This is a genomic window from Nocardia sp. NBC_00511 (assembly GCF_045161165.1).
Taxonomy (GTDB): domain Bacteria; phylum Actinomycetota; class Actinomycetes; order Mycobacteriales; family Mycobacteriaceae; genus Nocardia.
Map to the genome: position 1 here is coordinate 4848113 of NZ_CP107849.1, position 17719 is coordinate 4865831.

16 protein-coding genes and 1 pseudogene are annotated in these 17719 nt (G+C 68.2%); 4 read left to right on the top strand and 13 right to left on the bottom strand.

Features of this window, described 5'->3' with window-relative positions:
• Window positions 1-13: 13 nt before the first annotated feature.
• A complete protein-coding gene (locus tag OG300_RS22750; protein WP_405484721.1) occupies window positions 14-700 on the bottom strand; it encodes a GAF and ANTAR domain-containing protein in 687 nt (228 codons plus the stop codon).
• Window positions 701-824: 124 nt separating this feature from the next.
• Window positions 825-2204 carry a DUF3533 domain-containing protein gene (locus OG300_RS22755; RefSeq protein ID WP_405484723.1) on the bottom strand — a complete coding sequence of 460 codons (1380 nt, stop codon included), beginning with the start codon at window positions 2202-2204 and terminating at the stop codon, window positions 825-827.
• Between the two features lie 76 nt (window positions 2205-2280).
• Here OG300_RS22755 and OG300_RS22760 point away from each other — a divergent pair, with 76 nt between their 5' ends.
• The 3 genes from OG300_RS22760 to OG300_RS22770 are packed head-to-tail and all read left to right on the top strand — an operon-like array spanning window position 2281 to window position 5072.
• Complete coding sequence (locus OG300_RS22760) at window positions 2281-2874, top strand: TetR/AcrR family transcriptional regulator (RefSeq protein ID WP_405484725.1); 594 nt, start codon at window positions 2281-2283, stop codon at window positions 2872-2874.
• Window positions 2875-2924: 50 nt separating this feature from the next.
• Complete coding sequence (locus OG300_RS22765; protein WP_405484727.1) at window positions 2925-3554, top strand: TetR/AcrR family transcriptional regulator; 630 nt, start codon at window positions 2925-2927, stop codon at window positions 3552-3554.
• 36 nt (window positions 3555-3590) lie between these two features.
• Window positions 3591-5072, top strand: a complete 1482-nt coding sequence (locus OG300_RS22770; RefSeq protein ID WP_405484729.1) for a DUF4132 domain-containing protein — start codon at window positions 3591-3593, stop codon at window positions 5070-5072.
• Here OG300_RS22770 and OG300_RS22775 read toward each other — a convergent pair.
• The 11 genes and pseudogenes from OG300_RS22775 to OG300_RS22825 form a co-directional block, all read right to left on the bottom strand.
• Window positions 5048-6505, bottom strand: a complete 1458-nt coding sequence (locus OG300_RS22775; protein ID WP_405484731.1) for an FAD-binding protein — start codon at window positions 6503-6505, stop codon at window positions 5048-5050. The two genes, OG300_RS22770 and OG300_RS22775, sit on opposite strands and share 25 nt — an antisense overlap.
• A complete protein-coding gene (locus tag OG300_RS22780) occupies window positions 6502-6987 on the bottom strand; it encodes a VOC family protein (RefSeq protein WP_405484732.1) in 486 nt (161 codons plus the stop codon). Before OG300_RS22780 ends, OG300_RS22775 begins: the two co-directional genes overlap by 4 nt.
• A 31-nt stretch (window positions 6988-7018) precedes the next feature.
• Window positions 7019-7693 carry a TMEM175 family protein gene (locus OG300_RS22785; protein WP_405484734.1) on the bottom strand — a complete coding sequence of 225 codons (675 nt, stop codon included), beginning with the start codon at window positions 7691-7693 and terminating at the stop codon, window positions 7019-7021.
• On the bottom strand, window positions 7686-8375 hold the full coding sequence (locus OG300_RS22790) for a VC0807 family protein (protein WP_405484736.1): 690 nt from the start codon (window positions 8373-8375) through the stop codon (window positions 7686-7688). Before OG300_RS22790 ends, OG300_RS22785 begins: the two co-directional genes overlap by 8 nt.
• 102 nt (window positions 8376-8477) lie before the next feature.
• Window positions 8478-9956 (bottom strand): MFS transporter, encoded by a 1479-nt coding sequence (locus OG300_RS22795; RefSeq protein WP_405484738.1) that lies wholly within the window; start codon window positions 9954-9956, stop codon window positions 8478-8480.
• 47 nt (window positions 9957-10003) lie between these two features.
• Entirely contained in the window at window positions 10004-11227 is a 1224-nt protein-coding gene (locus OG300_RS22800) for a DUF2201 family putative metallopeptidase (protein ID WP_405484740.1), read from the bottom strand.
• Window positions 11224-12471 carry an AAA family ATPase gene (locus OG300_RS22805; protein ID WP_405484742.1) on the bottom strand — a complete coding sequence of 416 codons (1248 nt, stop codon included), beginning with the start codon at window positions 12469-12471 and terminating at the stop codon, window positions 11224-11226. The genes OG300_RS22800 and OG300_RS22805 overlap by 4 nt, the downstream gene beginning before the upstream one ends.
• A 51-nt stretch (window positions 12472-12522) precedes the next feature.
• Window positions 12523-13905, bottom strand: coding sequence for a hypothetical protein (locus tag OG300_RS22810; RefSeq protein WP_405484743.1), 1383 nt, complete (start codon window positions 13903-13905; stop codon window positions 12523-12525).
• Between the two features lie 102 nt (window positions 13906-14007).
• On the bottom strand, window positions 14008-15027 hold the full coding sequence (locus OG300_RS22815; protein ID WP_405484745.1) for a YdcF family protein: 1020 nt from the start codon (window positions 15025-15027) through the stop codon (window positions 14008-14010).
• 96 nt (window positions 15028-15123) lie between these two features.
• On the bottom strand, window positions 15124-16107 hold the full coding sequence (locus OG300_RS22820) for a hypothetical protein (protein ID WP_405484747.1): 984 nt from the start codon (window positions 16105-16107) through the stop codon (window positions 15124-15126).
• Window positions 16108-16175: 68 nt separating this feature from the next.
• Window positions 16176-16678: pseudogene (locus tag OG300_RS22825) on the bottom strand (serine/threonine-protein kinase); the annotation flags it as partial.
• A 138-nt stretch (window positions 16679-16816) separates the two neighbouring features.
• On the opposite strand from OG300_RS22825, the gene OG300_RS22830 reads away from it, so the two are divergent.
• A complete protein-coding gene (locus OG300_RS22830) occupies window positions 16817-17611 on the top strand; it encodes a VOC family protein (RefSeq protein ID WP_405484749.1) in 795 nt (264 codons plus the stop codon).
• The last annotated feature ends 108 nt before the right edge of the window (window positions 17612-17719 follow it).

Sequence of the window (17719 nt, forward strand, 5' to 3'; positions counted from 1 at the left end):
GACTGAACGGATCTCACTCATCCGGCAGCCGCAGACTGCCGTCCACGACGCGCCGCGCCACCTCGACCAGCGGCAGACTCAGGGTGAACGCGTGCGCGCGCAGCCGGGCGCAGGCGTCGTCTCGACCGATACCCAGCTGGGCGCTGGTCATGCCCGCCGCCTGGTGAATCCACTGGCTGGACAACGGTTGTGACCACCGGTGCGCCTCACCGCCACTGGCCAGGATCAGGCTGGCGGTGACCAGATCGGCGACGTGCAATGCCGCCGACATCAGCCGCGGGCCCGGACGGCCTACGGCATCGCGGTAGAGGTCGACCGCACCGAGCCGAATCGCGCCCAGCCGCAACGGCACCGCGAGCATCGAGCCCGAAACCGGCAGTCCGGCGAGGGCTTCGGCGAACCCGGGCCACTGTTCGCAGTCGTGCCCGAGGTCGGCCAGCAGCACCGGCATGCCGTCGGCGACCGCCGCGACCGCGGGCCCCTCCCCTGCCGTGGCTTGCGCCGATTCCACACGATCGGCGAGTTCGTCACTGGCGCACCAGGGTTGCATGCCCGCGTCGCGCTCCTCGAGCACGATGGCGGCCCCGCGCACGGGCAGCACCCGCACGCAGGCCGCGCACACCGCGACGAGACCACCGCCCGCGTCCCGGACGGCACGCAGGAACTGTCCTGTCAGCTGGTCGAACTGCGATGAAGCCATCACCATGTAACCGCCCCACACTCATCTTCCGCAATGAGTAATTCGGTGCCCTGCCCCAGTATCTCTGTCACAGGTCGGCAACGAACAGGGCCGAAAGTCCCTGTGGGTCAGCGCGACTGGCCGTCTACCCGGCCGCGGCGGCCACCGGCTCCGGATCGAGCGGCGCGACCGGCCGATGCGGCACGCCGAGCCGGTACAGTCCGCGCAGGTCATAGGTGTGGGTGGCGACCGCGCCCAGCAGCAGCCCCAGCGCCAGCCCGAACAGCGTCATCCAGATGCCGGTGCTCAATCCGGCTTCCAGGTGCCCGTCGAAGAACAGGATGGCGCGCACCGACAGGTAGATCTGGTGCATGGGCTCGAAGTGCGCGAGGTAGGCGATGGGCCGTGGAATCGCCTCGATGGGAATGGAACCCGAGGACGAGGGCAGGCCGAGCACCACGAACACGATCATGTTGATCAGCAGTCCGGCGGTGCCGAACGCGGCCAGCACCGACAGCCCGGTCACGCACACCGCGGCGACGGCCAGGGTGCCGTAGAGGAACAGCGGCAGCGGATGGTCGATCGGCATGCCGATCAGTTTCGCGATGATCAGGAACATGCCGGACATGAGCGGCGCGGTGACCGCGGCCATCGCCCACTTCCACAGCAGGGTGTGCCAGCGGCTGATGGCCATGGGTTGCGGTGCGCGGAACCAGGGTCCGTATTCGGCGGGCAGGTAGCCGAGCACGTTGTCGACCATCGAATGGATGATCATGGCCCCGCTGAAGCCCGCGAACAGCAGGATCAGGCAGTAGAAGAACGCGGACAGGCCCTGGCCGGTGCCCTCGGGCAATGGCCGGTACGGGCTGACCACGATGTCGATGGGCGTGGCGAGTTGCAGCCGTGCGGCACCGGACAATTCGGTGGCGGGCGCGCCCGCGGCGGGCTTCAGCTGCGCCTTGACCTGATCGGTGACCTGAGCGCCGACGGTCGTATTCACCTGTGCCATGGCCCGATCGGTGATGCGCTGCATGATCGAGGAGGCGTAGGTGCCCGCGCGCGGGTTGGTCTGCACGGTGATGACCGGCCGCTCCACGTCGCCGGGCACCACCGAGGCGGCGGCGAGGATGGACAGCCGCTTGGTGAAGTCGCTGGGAATGATGATGGCCCCGTAGACCTGTCCGTTGCCCAGCTGCTGGCGCGCCTCGTTGATGCCGACGTGGCGCAGGTCGATCTTGTCGTGCGGGATCTGCGCGGTGAGGGCGTCGGCGATCTGATCGCCGACATTGAGCGTCTTGCCGTTCATGACGTCGCCGTCGTCCTGGTTGACCAGGGCGACGGGGAAGTCGTGCAGGTTCTTCTCCGGGTCGGAGGTGTAGCCGAGGTACATGGTGCCGAGCAGGATCGAGAGCAGGGTGAGCACGAACACCGGGGCGATCCAGCCGCGCGCCGGGACGCCGGGGCGCGGGGTCGGCCGCGCTGCGGGGGCTGGCTCGTTCGCCGCGGTGGCACTGTCGTTTGCCATGTCGACGAATGTAGGCACCGACAACAAAGTAGTCAACGCCAACATAGCGGAGTGTGTCCGATATCCTGCTCTCACCATGCCCAGACTCAGTTCGCGCTCCTATCACCACGGCGACCTGCGTGCCGAACTCCTGCGCCGCGCCGAGGCCACCCTGGCCGGTGCCGGGGTCGACGGACTCTCGCTGCGGCAGCTCGCCCGCGACACCGGCGTCAGCCACGCCGCACCCAGTCGGCATTTCAAGGACAAGCAGGCCCTGCTGGACGCGCTGACCGTGGCCGGATTCGAACGGCTGGGCGCGAACTTCGAAAAGGCCGCCGCCTCCGGCACTTTCCTGGAGCGGCTGCGCGCCATGGCCCGCACCTACCTGCGCTTCGCCATCGACAATCCCGAACTGCTGGCACTCATGTTCGCGCGCAAGAACAGTCCGGTCCCCGCCATCGAGGCGGCGGCGGCGCGCGCGTTCACCGTGCCGATCGACATGGTCGCCGACGGTCAGGCGCGCGGCGAGGTGGTCGAGGGCGAGGCACGGCGCATCTGTCTGTCCGCGGTTGCCGCGCTCCAGGGTCTGGCCGCCATCCTCGGTTCCGGCCTGGTCGACGCCGGGGAGGCCGACAGCCTTTTCGACGAAATGGTCGGCCACATGCTTGACGGTTTGCGCCCTAGACGCTGATGCCGGAATTTCACCCGTAACCTTTGGGGCGTGAGTTTCGAGGATAGACCGTGACGATCGAAGGCAGGCAGTACGGCGGGCGCGCCGTAACCGAACGAAAAGCCGAGCGGCGGCAGCGATTCCTCGACGCGGCCATCCGAATCTTCGGAGAGCGCGGCTACGCCAATTGTTCGCTGGCCGATGTGTGCGCGGCCGCCGGGCTGTCGAAGCGACAGTTCTACGAAGAGTTCGAGACTCGGGAGGACGTGCTGGTCGCGGCCTACGACCAGATCCAGGACGAGGCCGCCCTGGCGCTCGGTGTCGCGCTCGGTCAGCTCGGACCCTCCACCGATCCGGCGACCCGGGTGAGCGAGGCGCTGACCGCGTATCTCGGCTCGGTGGGCGCGGATCCGCATCGCGCCAAGGTGGCGTTCGTGGAGGTCGTCGGAGTGAGCGAGCGGATGGAACGGCATCGCCGCACCCGCCGCCACTCCTGGGTCGGGGCCATCACCATGGCGCTGGATCCGCTGGCCGGGCCGAGCGCCCACATCCGCAGCACCCCGGAACTGGCCGGTAGCGCCCTGATCGGCGCGATCAACGGCCTGGCCCACGAGTGGCTGCTGTCCGACCCTCGCCCGCCGGTGATGGACCTGGCCGAAATCCTCGTCCCGATGGCCGTTTCGCTGATCGTGCGCGACTGACGTTCCTTGTCGGTGCCGGACGGCAAGATCGCGCGTATGACGGACGCGCGGTTGCCGACCCGGGTGGGTCGCCCGAACCCGACACCGGCCCTGCGCCGACTGCTGCGCCGCCAACGCCCGAGTGTGGAACGGGTGCTGGACGCGGCGCGCATCGACGGCCTGGGCGAGCTCGCCGACGCCGCGGCGAGCTACCTCGACACCCCCGACGGCCGCTGCCTCCCCCAGGGCGCGGCCGTGATCTTCGCCGCCACCCAGTTCGCCGCGGTCACCTACCGCACCGACACCGAACGCGAACTGGCCTTCGTGGACCGCTTCATCGACAGCTGGATCGCCGAACACGGCTACCCCTTCGCCGCGGCGGCCGCACTGTGGCGCTGGGGAATTCGCGTGGAATACGCGAACCCCGCCTTGGGCCGGATGACGCCGTGGCTCTCGGTGGCCGACGCCGACGCCCCGGGCAGCCCGCCCGACCCGCTGACCGTGCGCACCCGCGCCCATCTCACCGCCGCACCCCACCACGAGCAATCCATTGTGGCAGCGGAACTCTCGGCATTGGCCGACGAGCTAGACACGGTCTGGGCCCGACAGGCTGCAACGTACCTGTCCCCCGAGACGGCAGAATCCGCCACCCCACCACCGTCTGCGGCTGTGTGGCCGGTATTCGCAGCCGCCCATTCGGCTCCCGCCCAATCTGATTCGCCGGACGGCCGACCAGACCTATCCGAGACGAAGGCACTGCCACCTGATGCGGAGCCGGTCGAATCCGAATCGGAGCGATCGGGCGGGCAGCCGGACCCGGCCGACATCGGCAGCGTGCGTGCTGTCGCCGAGGTCATTCGGATCGATCGTCGGTGGCGGAGTTCGGTTGCGCCGGAGCGGGTTCGGCGGTTCGAAGCGGCGATGACAGACGGGCGCAGGTGGCGGGGTCGGGCGCATCGCCGGACGGTTGTCGAGGATGCCGGGGTGGCCGAGCTGGGGCGGCGGCTGGTGTGGGCGGTGTTCGCCGGGAGTGGGGAAGTCACCGGGTCGTTCCGAGTGGAGCTCGACGGGTCAGCCGTTGATGCCGCGGATCGGCCGGTCGAGCTGCCGGAGGACGCACTGGTGGGTGTCGCACATCCGCTCCACCTCGGGTCGGCACTCGATTCGTGGCGGGATTCGTTCGTGCGCAATGGTTTACGGCAGCCATTCGAGCAGCTCGAGCGGGCCGTGTACAGCTGGACCCCGGATGAGGTGGACTCGGATCAACTGCCGCGCTTCGCCGGTCGCCGGGTGGCGACGCGACGGGTGTTCGGGTTGCAGCAGTTCGGGTGGGAGATCGCGCCCGATCGGCTGCTGCGGCGGTTCGGGCCGAGCCGGGTGGTCACGCTCGTGTTGGACCCGGGGATCGAGGGCGGGTACCGCTATCAGCCTGAGGAGCAACATATTCGGGGTGTGGAGCTGCGAGGCGGCCGCTTCGGGGACTTCGATCCGGTGGCCGCCTCGGAGCTGCTGCGTCAGCTGGAGTGGCTGGCGGCGTGACGTCCGGCGCGGCGGCCGAAGAAGGAGCCGGAGCCGAGCTGGGTGCCGCTGCTGTAGCCCTTGCCGTCCTGGGCGAGGGTCGAGGAGGTCGCGCCTGCCGCGTACAGGCCGGTGATGGGTGATCCGTTGTCGCGCAGCACTTCCGCGTCGACCGAGGTGCGCAGGCCGCCGAGGGTGAAGCCCGCGTACAGCGCCTTGCCGAGGGTGAGGTCGAACGCTGCCCACGGGCCCTGGTCCTGCGGCTGCAACCATTCGGCGGCCTTGTGGAAGTCGGGGTCCTCGCCCCGGGCCGCGTTGGTGTTGTAGTCGTCGAGGGTGGATTTCAGTGCCTCGTAAGGGATTCCGAGGGCTTTCGCCATCTCCTCGACCGTTTCCCAGCCGTCGATGAACGGCGCGAGCGGGAACATCGGCCGTTCCATGTGCTCGGAGTCGACGATCAGGTAGGCGACCGCGCCGGGCTGGTCGAGCACGAAGGCGGAGGTGCGCGCGTGGTAGGAGTCCTCGGCGACGAAGCGTTCGCCGTTGCGGTTCACCACGATTCCGGTGAGCAGCTTCGAGGGCGGGTACACCGGTGCGGTGACGAACGCCTGGTCCATCATGCGGGTGGCGCCGCCCGCCGAGACCCCGAGCCGGATGCCGAGGCCGTCGTCGAACGGGGTGCCGAGCACGAACGGCTTCTCGGTCAGCCACGGCACGTGCTCGGCCACCATGTCGGTGTTCATCACGAAGCCGCCGGCGGCCAGCACCACCGACTTCGCCCGCACCGCACCGGTTTTCCCGAGCTGCTTCCAGCTCACCCCGGCCACCGCGCCGTCCGCGTCGAGCACCAGGTTGGTCACGCCGGTCTCGTAGCGCACCTCGACGCCGAGCGCGGCGGCCCGCTTCACCAGCAGTTCGATCACCAGGGCCGCACCCTGGGTGTCGCCGGGCACCGGCACCTTGTGCCCACGCGGCGCGGGGACCGCCTGCTCGCGGTACGGCCACACCTTCTCGTTGCCGGTGTACATCAAACCCTGTGTGCCGGGCTGGATTACGGCCTTCTCCGGGTAGTAGCTGCGCTCGAAGGCGATACCGAGTGCCTCGAGCCAGTCGAAGTGTTCGACGCTGCCGTCGCAGTAGGCGCGGATCTTGTCGGGTTCCGGATCGCGGGCGACCGACAGCAGGTAGTTGTACATCTCGTCGGCCGAGTCCGCATGTCCGGTGGCCTCCTGCACGGCGGTGCCGCCGCCGAGGTAGAAGTGCCCGCCCGCGAGCGCGGTGGTGCCGCCCGCGACTCCGGCGCGTTCCAGCACCAGCACGCGGGCTCCGCGCGCCGCCGCCTCCACGGCCGCGCAGCCGCCCGCGATGCCGAATCCGACGACGACCACGTCGACCTCATCGGACCATTCGGTAATGGTCTGGGCGGCAACGGTTTCCGGTATCCGAGTACTCACTGCGCATCCTTCTTGATCTGGTCGAAGAACCGCCGCATATTGGGGCCGACCTCCGCGAGTTCGATGTACGGCACGCCCGAGGCCGCGCCGTCGACGTAGGCGAAGCGCATCTGCCCGCCCATATCGCCCTGCTGGACGATGTCGATGCCCTGTCCCGCATAGTCTTTCAGCGCCGCGTCGAAGTCGGCGGGTTCCACGCAGACGTGATGCAGGCCGGGGCCGCCGCGGCGCAGGAACTCGGTGTAGATGGATTCGCCGCTCACCGGCTGGATCAGCTCCAGTTGCAGGTCGCCGCTGTAGGACAGGGCGATGTGCGCGGTGAAGTCGGCGGGCTCGCCGCGGTAGGTGCAGGTTTCGGGGCCGAAGCGCACGTCGGGCATGCGCGTCCAGGTGCGCGCACCCAGCAACGTCGTCAGGAATCGCTCTCCGGCGGCCACGTCCTCGACCACCCAGGCGATCTGGGTGACGGGGGGCTTGCTCACGCTGTCCACCCGGGCAGTTAATCACATCCGCTTAATTTGGCAAGGCCTCCGCCTCGTCCGGGTCCCTGTCGATCGTTCCGGTCCAGCTCTTGTTGGACAGGCCATAGAAGGTCGAGACCAGCAGATACAGCACCAATGCCGTGATCGGCGAGAGGAATCCGACGCCGATGCAGACCGCGTAGACCAGAATTCCCGGCCAGGCCCGCCAGCTCTCCCGCCGCGCGTAGTCCGAACCCAGACCGGGCTGCAACATCTCCGGCCGCTTGGCCAGCCGCCACCACATGGGCGCCCAGGGCACGGTCATCAGCACCCCGACTATCCCGTACAGCGCCACCGCGACCACCGCGTCCCGGTGGGTCCCGTGCACCACATTGTCCGCGACCACCATCGTGGGGAACGGGACCAGCGAAATCCCCAGCAGCAGCATGAGATTCCACCAGCGCAGGACGTGATCGATGCTGCGCAGCCGCCCGAAGAAGGTGTGGTGGTTCATCCACACGACGCCGATCGTCATGAACGACGCCAGATATGCCATGTACGACGGCCAAATATGGCCCAGAGCCTGCAAAAGGCGCCCGGGCTCGTGCTCGGGCACCCGAATCTCCAAAATCAAAAGGGTGATGGCAATTGCCATCACCCCGTCGCTGAACGCTTCTACTCGAGCGGTACCCGCCAGTGTGCTCCTGGGGACCGAACCCTCACTCATGCACCGAAGCGTAGCCCTGATCGCCGATCTGCTGGGATCGCTTGATGCTCTTGATGGTTCGCGCGGTGATCACCATCAGGACGCTGAAGGTCGCGACCATCATGACGGTCGACAGCCAGGCCATGGTGGAGATGGGCAGCTGGTAGGCCAGCACCACGCGCAGTGCGGATTCACCGGCCAGGCCGACGCCCCACATGGCGGCGATGCGGTTGTGGGCGCGGCGCACCACCGGGTTGGTGGTGAAGGCGTGTTCCATCTCGGCCAGCTTCTGCTTGTCGGCGCTCACGGCCTTACGGGCGGCCGAGTAGGTGAGCGGCTTGCCGAGTACGGCGCTGATCAGGAAGGCCAGGCCGATGCCCGCGGTGGTGAGCGAGTCTCGCACGATCATCAGCCGCGGGTCGCCGCTGATCATCGAGGCGCCGAGGCCGACGACGAAACCGATCAGGATGAGCGCGGCCAGCGCGTCGAGGCGGCGGGCCCGGATCACGCCGGAGAGCACCATGACCGCCGAGGCGACGGCACCGGCGAGCAGTGCGATGAAGTCGGAGTATCCGGCCCAGTGCAGGGCGTAGTAGGCGACGAGCGGGACGAGGACGTCGCGGGCGGTGGGAGCGAGCATCCGCACCAGGTTCGCGCGGTTGCCGATCGGCTGCGAGGTGGTGTTCGCGGCGGTGGCGGTCATATCGGAACTCCTGTAATCGGTCTGTGCGCTACAGGAAATGACGCTACGGACGTGCGGGTCCCACCGAATCTGCGAACCATCACCTCCTGGGCATGACAGTTGTCATGCCGCGTCCGGGGTCGCCGCGACGGTGGCGGGCGGGGCGGTGGCAGCCGATTGCAGGTGCTGGCCTTTGGTTTCCGGCGCTCCCCACACGCAGATCAGGAAGCCCGCCGCGGTGAGTGCGGCCGCGCCCAGGAAGGTCGGTCCCATACCGAGATGGTCGAGAGCCCAGGGCAGCAGGTAGGTGCCCAGCGCCGCGCCGACCCGGCTGATGGAGGTGGCGAAACCGACTGCGGTGGCGCGAATGTGGGTGGGGAACAGCTCGTTCGGATACGTCCAGTCGAGCACGTTGGGTCCGCCGCAGAAGAACGCGTAGAGCAGCAGCATGACGAACGCGAGCAGCGCGGGCATGGTCGGCCAGATGCCGATGAACAGCACCGGGATCACCATCAGCCCGAAGCACCAGATGATGACCGGGCGGCGGCCGACGGTGTCGATGAGCCGCATGGCGGGCAGGCAGCCGATCAGGAACACCAGGCTGATCAGCGCGGTGCCGAGGGTGTCCATCCAGGTGCCGGACGGCATGCCGAAGGAGGCGAGGATCTGCGGTCCGAAGGTCAGCATGGCGAACAGCACCGCCACCTGGCACAGGAAGAAGCCGCTACAGAACAGGGTGCGCTTGCGATAGGTGGGCCGGAACAGTTCCCGCAGCGACCCGTGCGGCACCTCCTTGCCGTCCTCGGCTTCCTCGATGAGGCTGGCCGGATCCACCTTCACATGCAGATATTTCTCGACCATCGCGGCGGCCTTGTCCGCCTTCCCGTGCTGAGCGAGCCAGCGCGGCGATTCCGGTGCCGTGCTCTGCCTGATGACCAGGAAGACCGCGCACAGCACGGCCCCGCTGGCCAACTGCCACCGCCAGCTCCCGTCCCCGCCGAACGTCAGCAGCAGATACCCCACCACGAACGCCATCACCGACCCCAAATACCAGGCCACAATCTGAAACCCGAGCAACTTCCCCCGCTGCTTCACCGGCAGCCACTCCCCCAGCAAAGAGGTAGCGATCGGATAGTCCGCCGACACCGCCATCCCCAGCACGAACCGCAAAACCACGATCAGCCAAACGGATTCGGCCCAGAACGAAGCAATCGAGCACGCCCCCATGACAACCAGATCAGCGGTATACATCACCTCCCGCCCAACCTTGTCCGTGAGCACCCCGAAAAGCGCACCCCCCACGAACATCCCCACCAAAGCCGAAGCCCCGATCAACTGAACCTGCCCCGTACTCAGATTCAATTCCGGCTTCATCCCGATCAGAGCCGTCCCCACAATGCTCAGGATGTAGCCGTCCAACAACGGCCCACCCGAACAAGCAATCGCCAACCGCTTATGAAACCCGGTAAACGGCGCATCATCGATAACCGAGCTCACACAACCTCCTGAAACCCAGGAAATACCGCGAAGTAAACATTCAGCAAATGCCGTGAACCTACCCCCCACCCCTCCCCAACCTCCGCTGACACGCCCCGCACCCACCCATTGCCGAGCGAAAACCGAGCCCTGAAATGCACCGAGCGCGAACGTCAGCCGATTTCGACGACGCGGGCCCAGGTGGGTGGGCGGTCGGGGGTGTAGTCGCGGTTTTCGTTCCAGGAGGGGGATCGGCGGAAGAGGCCGATGATGGTGCGGGAGGTGGGTTGGCGGGTGGGCCAAGGGGTTTGGCCGTCGGTCAGGACTACCAGGACGTCTGGGCGTGGGTTCGCGCGTTGGGCTTTGGTGAAGGCGGTGCGGAGGTCGGTGCCGCCGCCACCGATGAGGGGGAGGCCTTCGGCTCGGCAGAGGGGGTCGGTGATGCGGGCGGCGGTGTCGCAGGACATGACGGTCACCAGGTCTCGGCGGCCGCCCACGGTGCGGGTTACGGCGGCGGTTTCCAGTAGGGCACTGCCCAATTCGGTGTCGCTGACCGAACCGGAGGTGTCGATGACGACGGTGACGCGGGGTGGGGTGCGGCGCAGGCTGGGTAGGACGATGCCGGGGGTGGCGGCGGAGCGGCGGGCGGGGCGGCCGTAGGTGTAGTCGTCGCCCGCGCCCGCGGCGGAGACCGCCGAGCGCACTGCGGCTCCCAGCAGTTCGCGCCACGGCTGTGGTGGGTGCAGCGCCTCCTTCGCCCAGCGCCGCCAACCGGCGGGCGCGGCGCCCGGACGGCCGATGATGCCCTGCGCCACCTGGAATCGGACCGCGTCCTGCTGCTGATCGGTGAGCCCGTCCGCATCGTCGGGGCCGAGGTCCCACGCACGCTCCGAGCCGTCCGCGCCGCTGCCGCAGTCGAGCCAGGCCAGACCCGGAGGGAGTCGCTCGAGCCGGAATTGACGCAGGTAGTCCTCCATCAGCTCACCGGCCTTCAGGCCGAGCGTGGCCGGGGTGACCGCGCTCTCGGGTTGCACCAGGCCGTCACCGAAGGCGTCGTCGTTGATCTCGGCGTCCGCGGCGATATTCATCCGCAGCCGTTCCGCTGGTCCGGAAAGGTTGTGCCGCACGGCGAATCGATCGCTGCGCCCGTGATGATCGCGAAGCAGATGCGACACCTCGTGCACCAGAACGGATGCCAGCTCCTCGACCGGCATGGAGTCCACGAACGCGGGCGACACATAGCACCGCCAGTACCGATCGACCCCCATGGTCGGCACTCGCGGCGACTCCACGATGTGCAGCGCGAACAGGGCGGTCGCCAGGTAGGGCCGGGCCCGGACCGCCGTCAGGCGAGCGGCGTACAGCTTGTCGACATCCAGCCGCATGGTGTCCGTCATTGCGCCACCTTCGCCGCGACCCGGGCCGCCGCCTGATCCGCGCCCTGCGACACCGACACCATTCCGGCCAGCTCCTCGATGGAAGCCGGTACGTCCCAGCCACTTCGGCGCAGGGTGGCGAGGGTGGTCGCGGGCACCACCACCAGATCCGGTGCACCGGTTTCCACGGCCTTGACCAGCAGTGCCCACGCCGCATCCCAGCGCGCCCGCTCCGGTCGCTTCCGCACGGCGGCCACCACGGCGTCGAGGGTGGCCTGCCGCAGATCCCCGCGCGTGGGCAGCACGGCGGCGGACGGATCAGCCAGCAGCACTTCGGGATCCGGTAGATCCATGCGGTCGATGCTGGTGAGCAATTCGAAGCCGGGCCCGTCTCCGACCGTGCCACGCACCAACTGCGACAGCACATCCCGGCTGGCACCCGCCGCGGTGGCGAACGCGATCAGCCGCAGCGTCATCTCCCAGCTGCGCGGTGACGGCCACGCCCCGCCGCGACGGGTTTCACTGGTGGGCATCTGATGCACCAGGTTCGGCCGCGCCGCCAACAATTCACACACCGCCCGCCGCGCGAAACCCACTGCTTCCGAGAGCTTTCCGGCATCCAGTGCGGGCAGTTGCGCGCGCGGCCAGGTGCCGCCCAGACCGCGTACGACCACATCGTGATCATGTGTCCATTGCAGGTGCACGAAGCGGTTGGCCAGCGGCGGGCTCAGCTCCCAGCCGTCCGCCGCCGAGGAGCGCGGGTTGGCGGCGGCGACGATGCGGACCCCGGCGGGCAGTTGCAGTGTCCCGATCCGCCGTTCGAGGACGACGCGCAGCAGCGCCGCCTGCACGGCGGGTGGCGCGGTCGACAACTCGTCGAGGAACAGCAGTCCGCGCCCGGCCCGCACCAGGCGCACGGCCCAGTCGGGTGGAGCCATCGGCACGCCGTGCACGGCGGGATCGTCGCCGATGATCGGCAGGCCCGAAAAGTCCGACGGCTCATGGACACTCGCGATCACCGTCGTCAGCGGCAGTTCCAGGGACTCGGCGAGCTGGGTGAGAGCGGAGGTCTTGCCGATGCCCGGTTCACCCCACAGCAGGACCGGAAGATCGGCGGCCACCGCCAGCGTCAGCGCTTCGAGTTGGGTATCCGGGCGCGGCTCGGTGGTCACCGCGCCCAGCAGCGCCAGCAGTTCCCCGGCGACATCGAGTTGGGAGGCTTGGCCTAGGTTGGCCATGGGAGGGCACAGCGAAATAGCAGTCATGTGTGAATCACCTTTGGGTTCAGAAGAATTGGATGGTGCGCGACAGCAAAGTCAGCGATGGATCGCGTGCCGCGGATTCGTACGGTCATAGGGGCTACGACGACACTGTTCGGCAGGCGGGTCGCAGAAGGACAGCCCGGCACGGAACATGCCGTAGGTGACCCGCCGCCGCGCCGCGGCTTCGAGTTCGTCCCGCAGCGCTCCGTCACGCAACTGCGCACCGGGACCGAGCAGACCCTCGACCACGGCGAGCGCACCGGCAATGTCACCGTGGCTCAGTCGTTCTCGAACACCGGCGAGACAATCCGGGTGCCGGTGGGCCCGGTCGATGGCTTGTAGACAGGGCAGCGGCGTGCCGGTCAACGCGACCAGCAACTCTTCCCGCCGGACCTCGACCGGGTCGTGATCCAGCGCGGTCAGTACGCCGTCCCGCAGCCCGATTCGATGCCGCTCACCGCGACATTCCACCAGGCCCGGTTGATCCGAACGGCCTGCCTCACTGAATCTTTCACTCGGAACATGGTCCGGAACCAGCGCGGCAGCCACCAGTGGATGCAACCGGTCGGCAGTGATCGCACCGGCGCGGAGTAGATCCAGATCGGGCGGCCGCCAGGTGGCCGCATCCGGCAGCACCGGTAGCGCGGATTCGCTGCCGCGCGGATATCGCCGGGTAATGCGCAGCACCACAGGGTCATTCGACGCGAACTCCACGACGACTCGACGGCGTGCGCCCAGTCGCACCAGCACCGGCCCGGCGTGACGCCCCGCAGCCCGCAGCAGCATCTCCGCCTCGGCCGCCCATCGGTCGACGGCGAAGCCCTGCGGCATCAGCTCCAGCAGCTCCGGATCCAGCACGGACCGGTCGCCGGATCCCACTGCCCCGGAACGCATTCGAAGCTCGTCACTCCGACGCGCATCCCACAGATGACGGTGCAGGTCGAGCCGGAAGCGCCGATCGGGCCGACGATGCGGATGCAGCGCGGCACCCGCCCCGGGCAGCGACTCATCCCACAGCGCCAGGCTGATCCGCTGCCCGGCATCCGCCCAGGCGGGTGCGGTCCGAGCCACCAGCAACACCGAACCGGAACCGCGACAACGGCTTTCATCGGTGGGGTACCGGGCCAATGCCATCGTCAGACCCGGCCGCAACATTCCGTCGGGCGCGATTCTGGGCAGATGCCAGCGCAGCAGATCCGGCACCAGATATCGCAGATCGTCCCGCACAGCAGCGGCCAGCTCCCGGCCGTGTGTCCGCGTCAGCGCACGCATGCCGATATCGACATCGAAACCCGCTGCGGCACATGCCCCGCCCCAGTCGCCGACTACACGTCTAGCGGTGGCGGTCTCGATCATCGCGGGCGGAACCGCGTACTCGCGCACCCGCCGCCAGAGGGAAATTCGGGAAGTGTCTTCGTTCGCAAGAGAAGTGAGCATCAGCACTCACCTGTCGCGTACGAAGCCCCCGATCCTGAATAGGAATGAGTAGTCATCGCGTCGATCATATAGTCCCGGCCCCGGCGAGGCCAGCGCTGGGTCTCAACTCCAGTAGCTGGCGGGCGCCTTTCCGGTGAGCAGGGCGAGCACCAGCGGCAGCGCGGCCAGCAGCAGGCAGGCGACGACATTGGTCCACTTGTAGGCGACCACGATCGCGATGAACTCGCGCAGCATCGCACTCGGGAGGTAGTAGAACGCGGTACGAGCGCCGGTCACCTCGGCGTCGAGACCGAGGCGGCGCGCCAGCACGGCCGTGCGCAGGACATGGAAGTTGCTTGTTATCAACACCATTCGGGTCGAGGAGCCGCGGTCGCCGAGCAGTCGCTTGATGAACAGCAGGTTTTCGCGAGTGGTGGTGGAGCGGTCCTCGCGGGCGATGCAGTCGATCGGGATACCTCGCTCGGTCAGGTAGCGGGCCATGGCGGAGGCCTCGGCGACCGCTTCGTCCTGGCCTTTGCCGCCGGAGGTGATGATCAGCGGACGTCGTCCCGCCGCCACCTCCTCCCAATAGATCTGAATGGCGCGGTTGAGGCGGCTGGCCAGTAGCGGCGGCACCCGCGCGCCGATCAACCCGCACCCGGGAATGACGATGGCGTCCATGCCCGGCCGATAGGGCAGCCAGCCGTAGATCATCGCGTAGAGCAGGAAACTCGCGAAGGCGAATCCGAAGTACCCGACCGCCATGATCAGCGACGCCAGGGCGACGGAGCGCAGTTGTCCGGTGACCGCGGCGAGCCCCAACAGCAGATACGGGATCAGCAGGACCAATCCGGGCGCGATCGACCTGAGGTTGCCGGTCCGGGGCCCTTCGCGCCGGATCATCTCCCGCCCGTTGCCGATGAGCAGCCCCGCCAGCACCAATACCACCAGCGGCGACAAGACGATCAGCAGCCGCACCAGCACCCGGGCCAGATCGACGTCACCGCCCGACCCGAGTATCCACACCCCCGTGCACGCCACCGCCAGCATCAGATAGACGCCGTTGCTCACCCGCCGCCGGTCCAGATGGAACCGCACGGCGAAGACGCCCAGCAGAATCAGCCCGATCGAGAGCAGAATCACCGGGCCACCATACGACCCGCTGCCCCGGAAAACCGGAGAACACCAAGACAATCCAGTTACCGGACAATCCGGTCGGCGGCCCGGCGCCCGCGACCATTAGCCGAACTGCCGCTGAAACCAGGCGCCCAGTTCGGCTTCCGTCCGGGGTCCCTCGTGCGGATCATCGGGTTGCAGGGTGCACACCACTACCGCGAGCGCCGGGTCGTTGTGCACGGCTTGCAGGCAGGGATGCTGTGGACCACTGCCGGTGACGTCGTCGTAGCAGAAGAGGCGGCCGACCGGACTGCCCGCGCGGTTCCACCCATCGTCGGTGCCGCTGCCGCCGCACCTACGACCGGACACCTGGGCCAGCCGCGCCTGGTAGCGCATGATCGCCGTCTGCCGGTCGGGATAGCTGACGAAGGCGAGCGCGAAGCCGTCGGCGAGGCTGCACGCGATCCGGGTGTCGGCCATGGTGTTCGGATCCTGCGGGTGTTCGTGGCGGCAGTTGGCCCGCGAGTACCCCGCGCCGACCTCAGTGAGCAGGGCGAGGTCGGCGGGGGTGAAGGAATCCGGATCCTGGGCACCGGCGGAGTTCTGGAACTGCGCGAGATCGTCGTGCTGTGCCACGTAATCGCGCAGCGCCTCACCGTTCGGCGTGTCCCAGGTGTAGACCGCCATCGCCAGCAGTCCCGTATTGGTCAGCACCAGTGCGGGTTTCGGTGTGGCCGGATCGCCGTGATCCACGAAGCAGGCCTTGCGCCCGGCCTCCGCGTCGTGGAAGGCGGACGGACCGTCCGGCCCGGCGGGGTCGCCGGTGCAGGCGGTGGCGCGATAGTTGCGCCGGAAGGTCATGTAGGCGTCGTTCAGATTGTCGAGACTGCTGTAGCGCAGGAACTGGGCGGCCGGATCACCCGTGGCGGGGTTGGCCGCGCACAGGAACGAGGCGATCGCGCCACTGCTGTGCGCGTGGTGACAGTTCGCGCGCTTGTACCCGTTCGCGGCTGTGCGAGAGAGCAATTCGACGTCCGCCGGATGCAGCGCGGTCGCATCAGGAGTCGCGATCCCCCGCTGATTCCCTTGCAGCGCAGCCCATCCCACAAACACGGACACTACCGCCACCAGGATCAGCACAGCGAGCACGGCAACCCTCCCGGTACCGGTGGGGTCTCGTCATCGTCGGCCCGGGCGATCCCGAAGTCCACCAGGTATGCGAATCCGTCCGGCGTCACCAGGATGTTGTCGGGTTTCACGTCGCGATGCAGCAGACCCCCCGCGTGTGCGGCGTCGAGCGCGGCGGCCACCTGCCCGATGAGCTCGACCGCCGCCTCCGGTGGCATCGCCCCCTGCCGTTTCAGCAGCGCGCGCACACTCCCCCGTCGACGAGCCGCATGTCGAGATACAGCCGTCCGTCGATCTCCCCGAAGTCGTGGATCGGGATGACATGCGCCTCCCGCAACCGCGCCGTCGACCGGCATTCCCGCTGAAAACGACTCCGGTACACCGGATCTCCGGCCAGCGCCGCTGCCAGTACTTTGAGCGCCACCACGCGTTCGTGCGCGATGTCGAGGGCCTGATACACCTCGCCCATACCGCCGCGCCCGATCAGCCGGTCGAGTCGGTACGGCCCGAACAGCGAGCCGACGGTGAGCGACCGATGCGGGTCAGCCATCGCATCCCCCAATAACTGCGCGCGACGAAATACATTGTGGCAGCGATATCGAATCCGGCGGCTGTTCTGCGATGAGTTTCCGGAGTGTGCGGCGTCTTTATCTCCGGGATGACCGATCCACCGATCCGAGGAGTTCACATGTCCTATACGACGCAACCCGGTGACCCGATCTGGGTAGATCTGTTCACCTCCGACGCCGATCGCGCCATCGCCTTCTACGGCGAGCTGTTCGGCTGGACCGCGGAACGCGCGGGCGAGGAGTTCGGCGGCTACATCACCTTCCGCAAGGACGGCAAGGCGGTGGCGGGCGGCATGACCAACGACGGGACCGGCGGGCCCGATCAGTGGACGATCTACCTGCAGAGTTCCGATGCGAAGGCCACCGCGGACGCGGCGGTCGCGCACGGCGGCATGGTCGTGGTGCCGGTGGGCGATGTCGGCGAGCTGGGCCGCTTCGCGATCCTCGGCGACTCCGGCGGGGTCGGCGTGGGCGTGTGGGAGCCCGCGCAGATGACCGGGTTCGAGGCGCGCGGCACGGTCGGCGACGGCGTGTGGACCGATCATGTGGGGACGCCGTCGTGGTTCGAACTGCACACCGCCGCCTATGACGGCGCACTGGCGTTCTACCGGGAGGTGTTCGGCTGGAAGGACCCGTTCACGATCGCCGACACTCCCGAATTCCGTTACACCACAATCCATTCCACCACCCCGATGCTGGGCGGCGTGATGGACTCCACTCAGTTCCTGCCCCCTGGCGTGCCGGGTGGCTGGCGGGTGTACTTCGGCGTCGAGGACGTCGACGCGGCCGTCGCCAAGGTGGTCGAGCTGGGCGGCTCCGTCGAGACCGCCGCGGAGGACACCCCGTACGGCCGCCTGGCCGCCGTCGCCGACCCGACCGGCACCCGATTCAGCCTGGGCGGCAACAAGTCCTGAGCGCGCGCACGAACGGCCCGGCCTCCACAGTGGCCGGGCCGTTCGCGGGCATCGGGCGCGGGAACCTCACCCGAACCCGCGATCGACGCCTGCGCGGGGAGCCTTGCG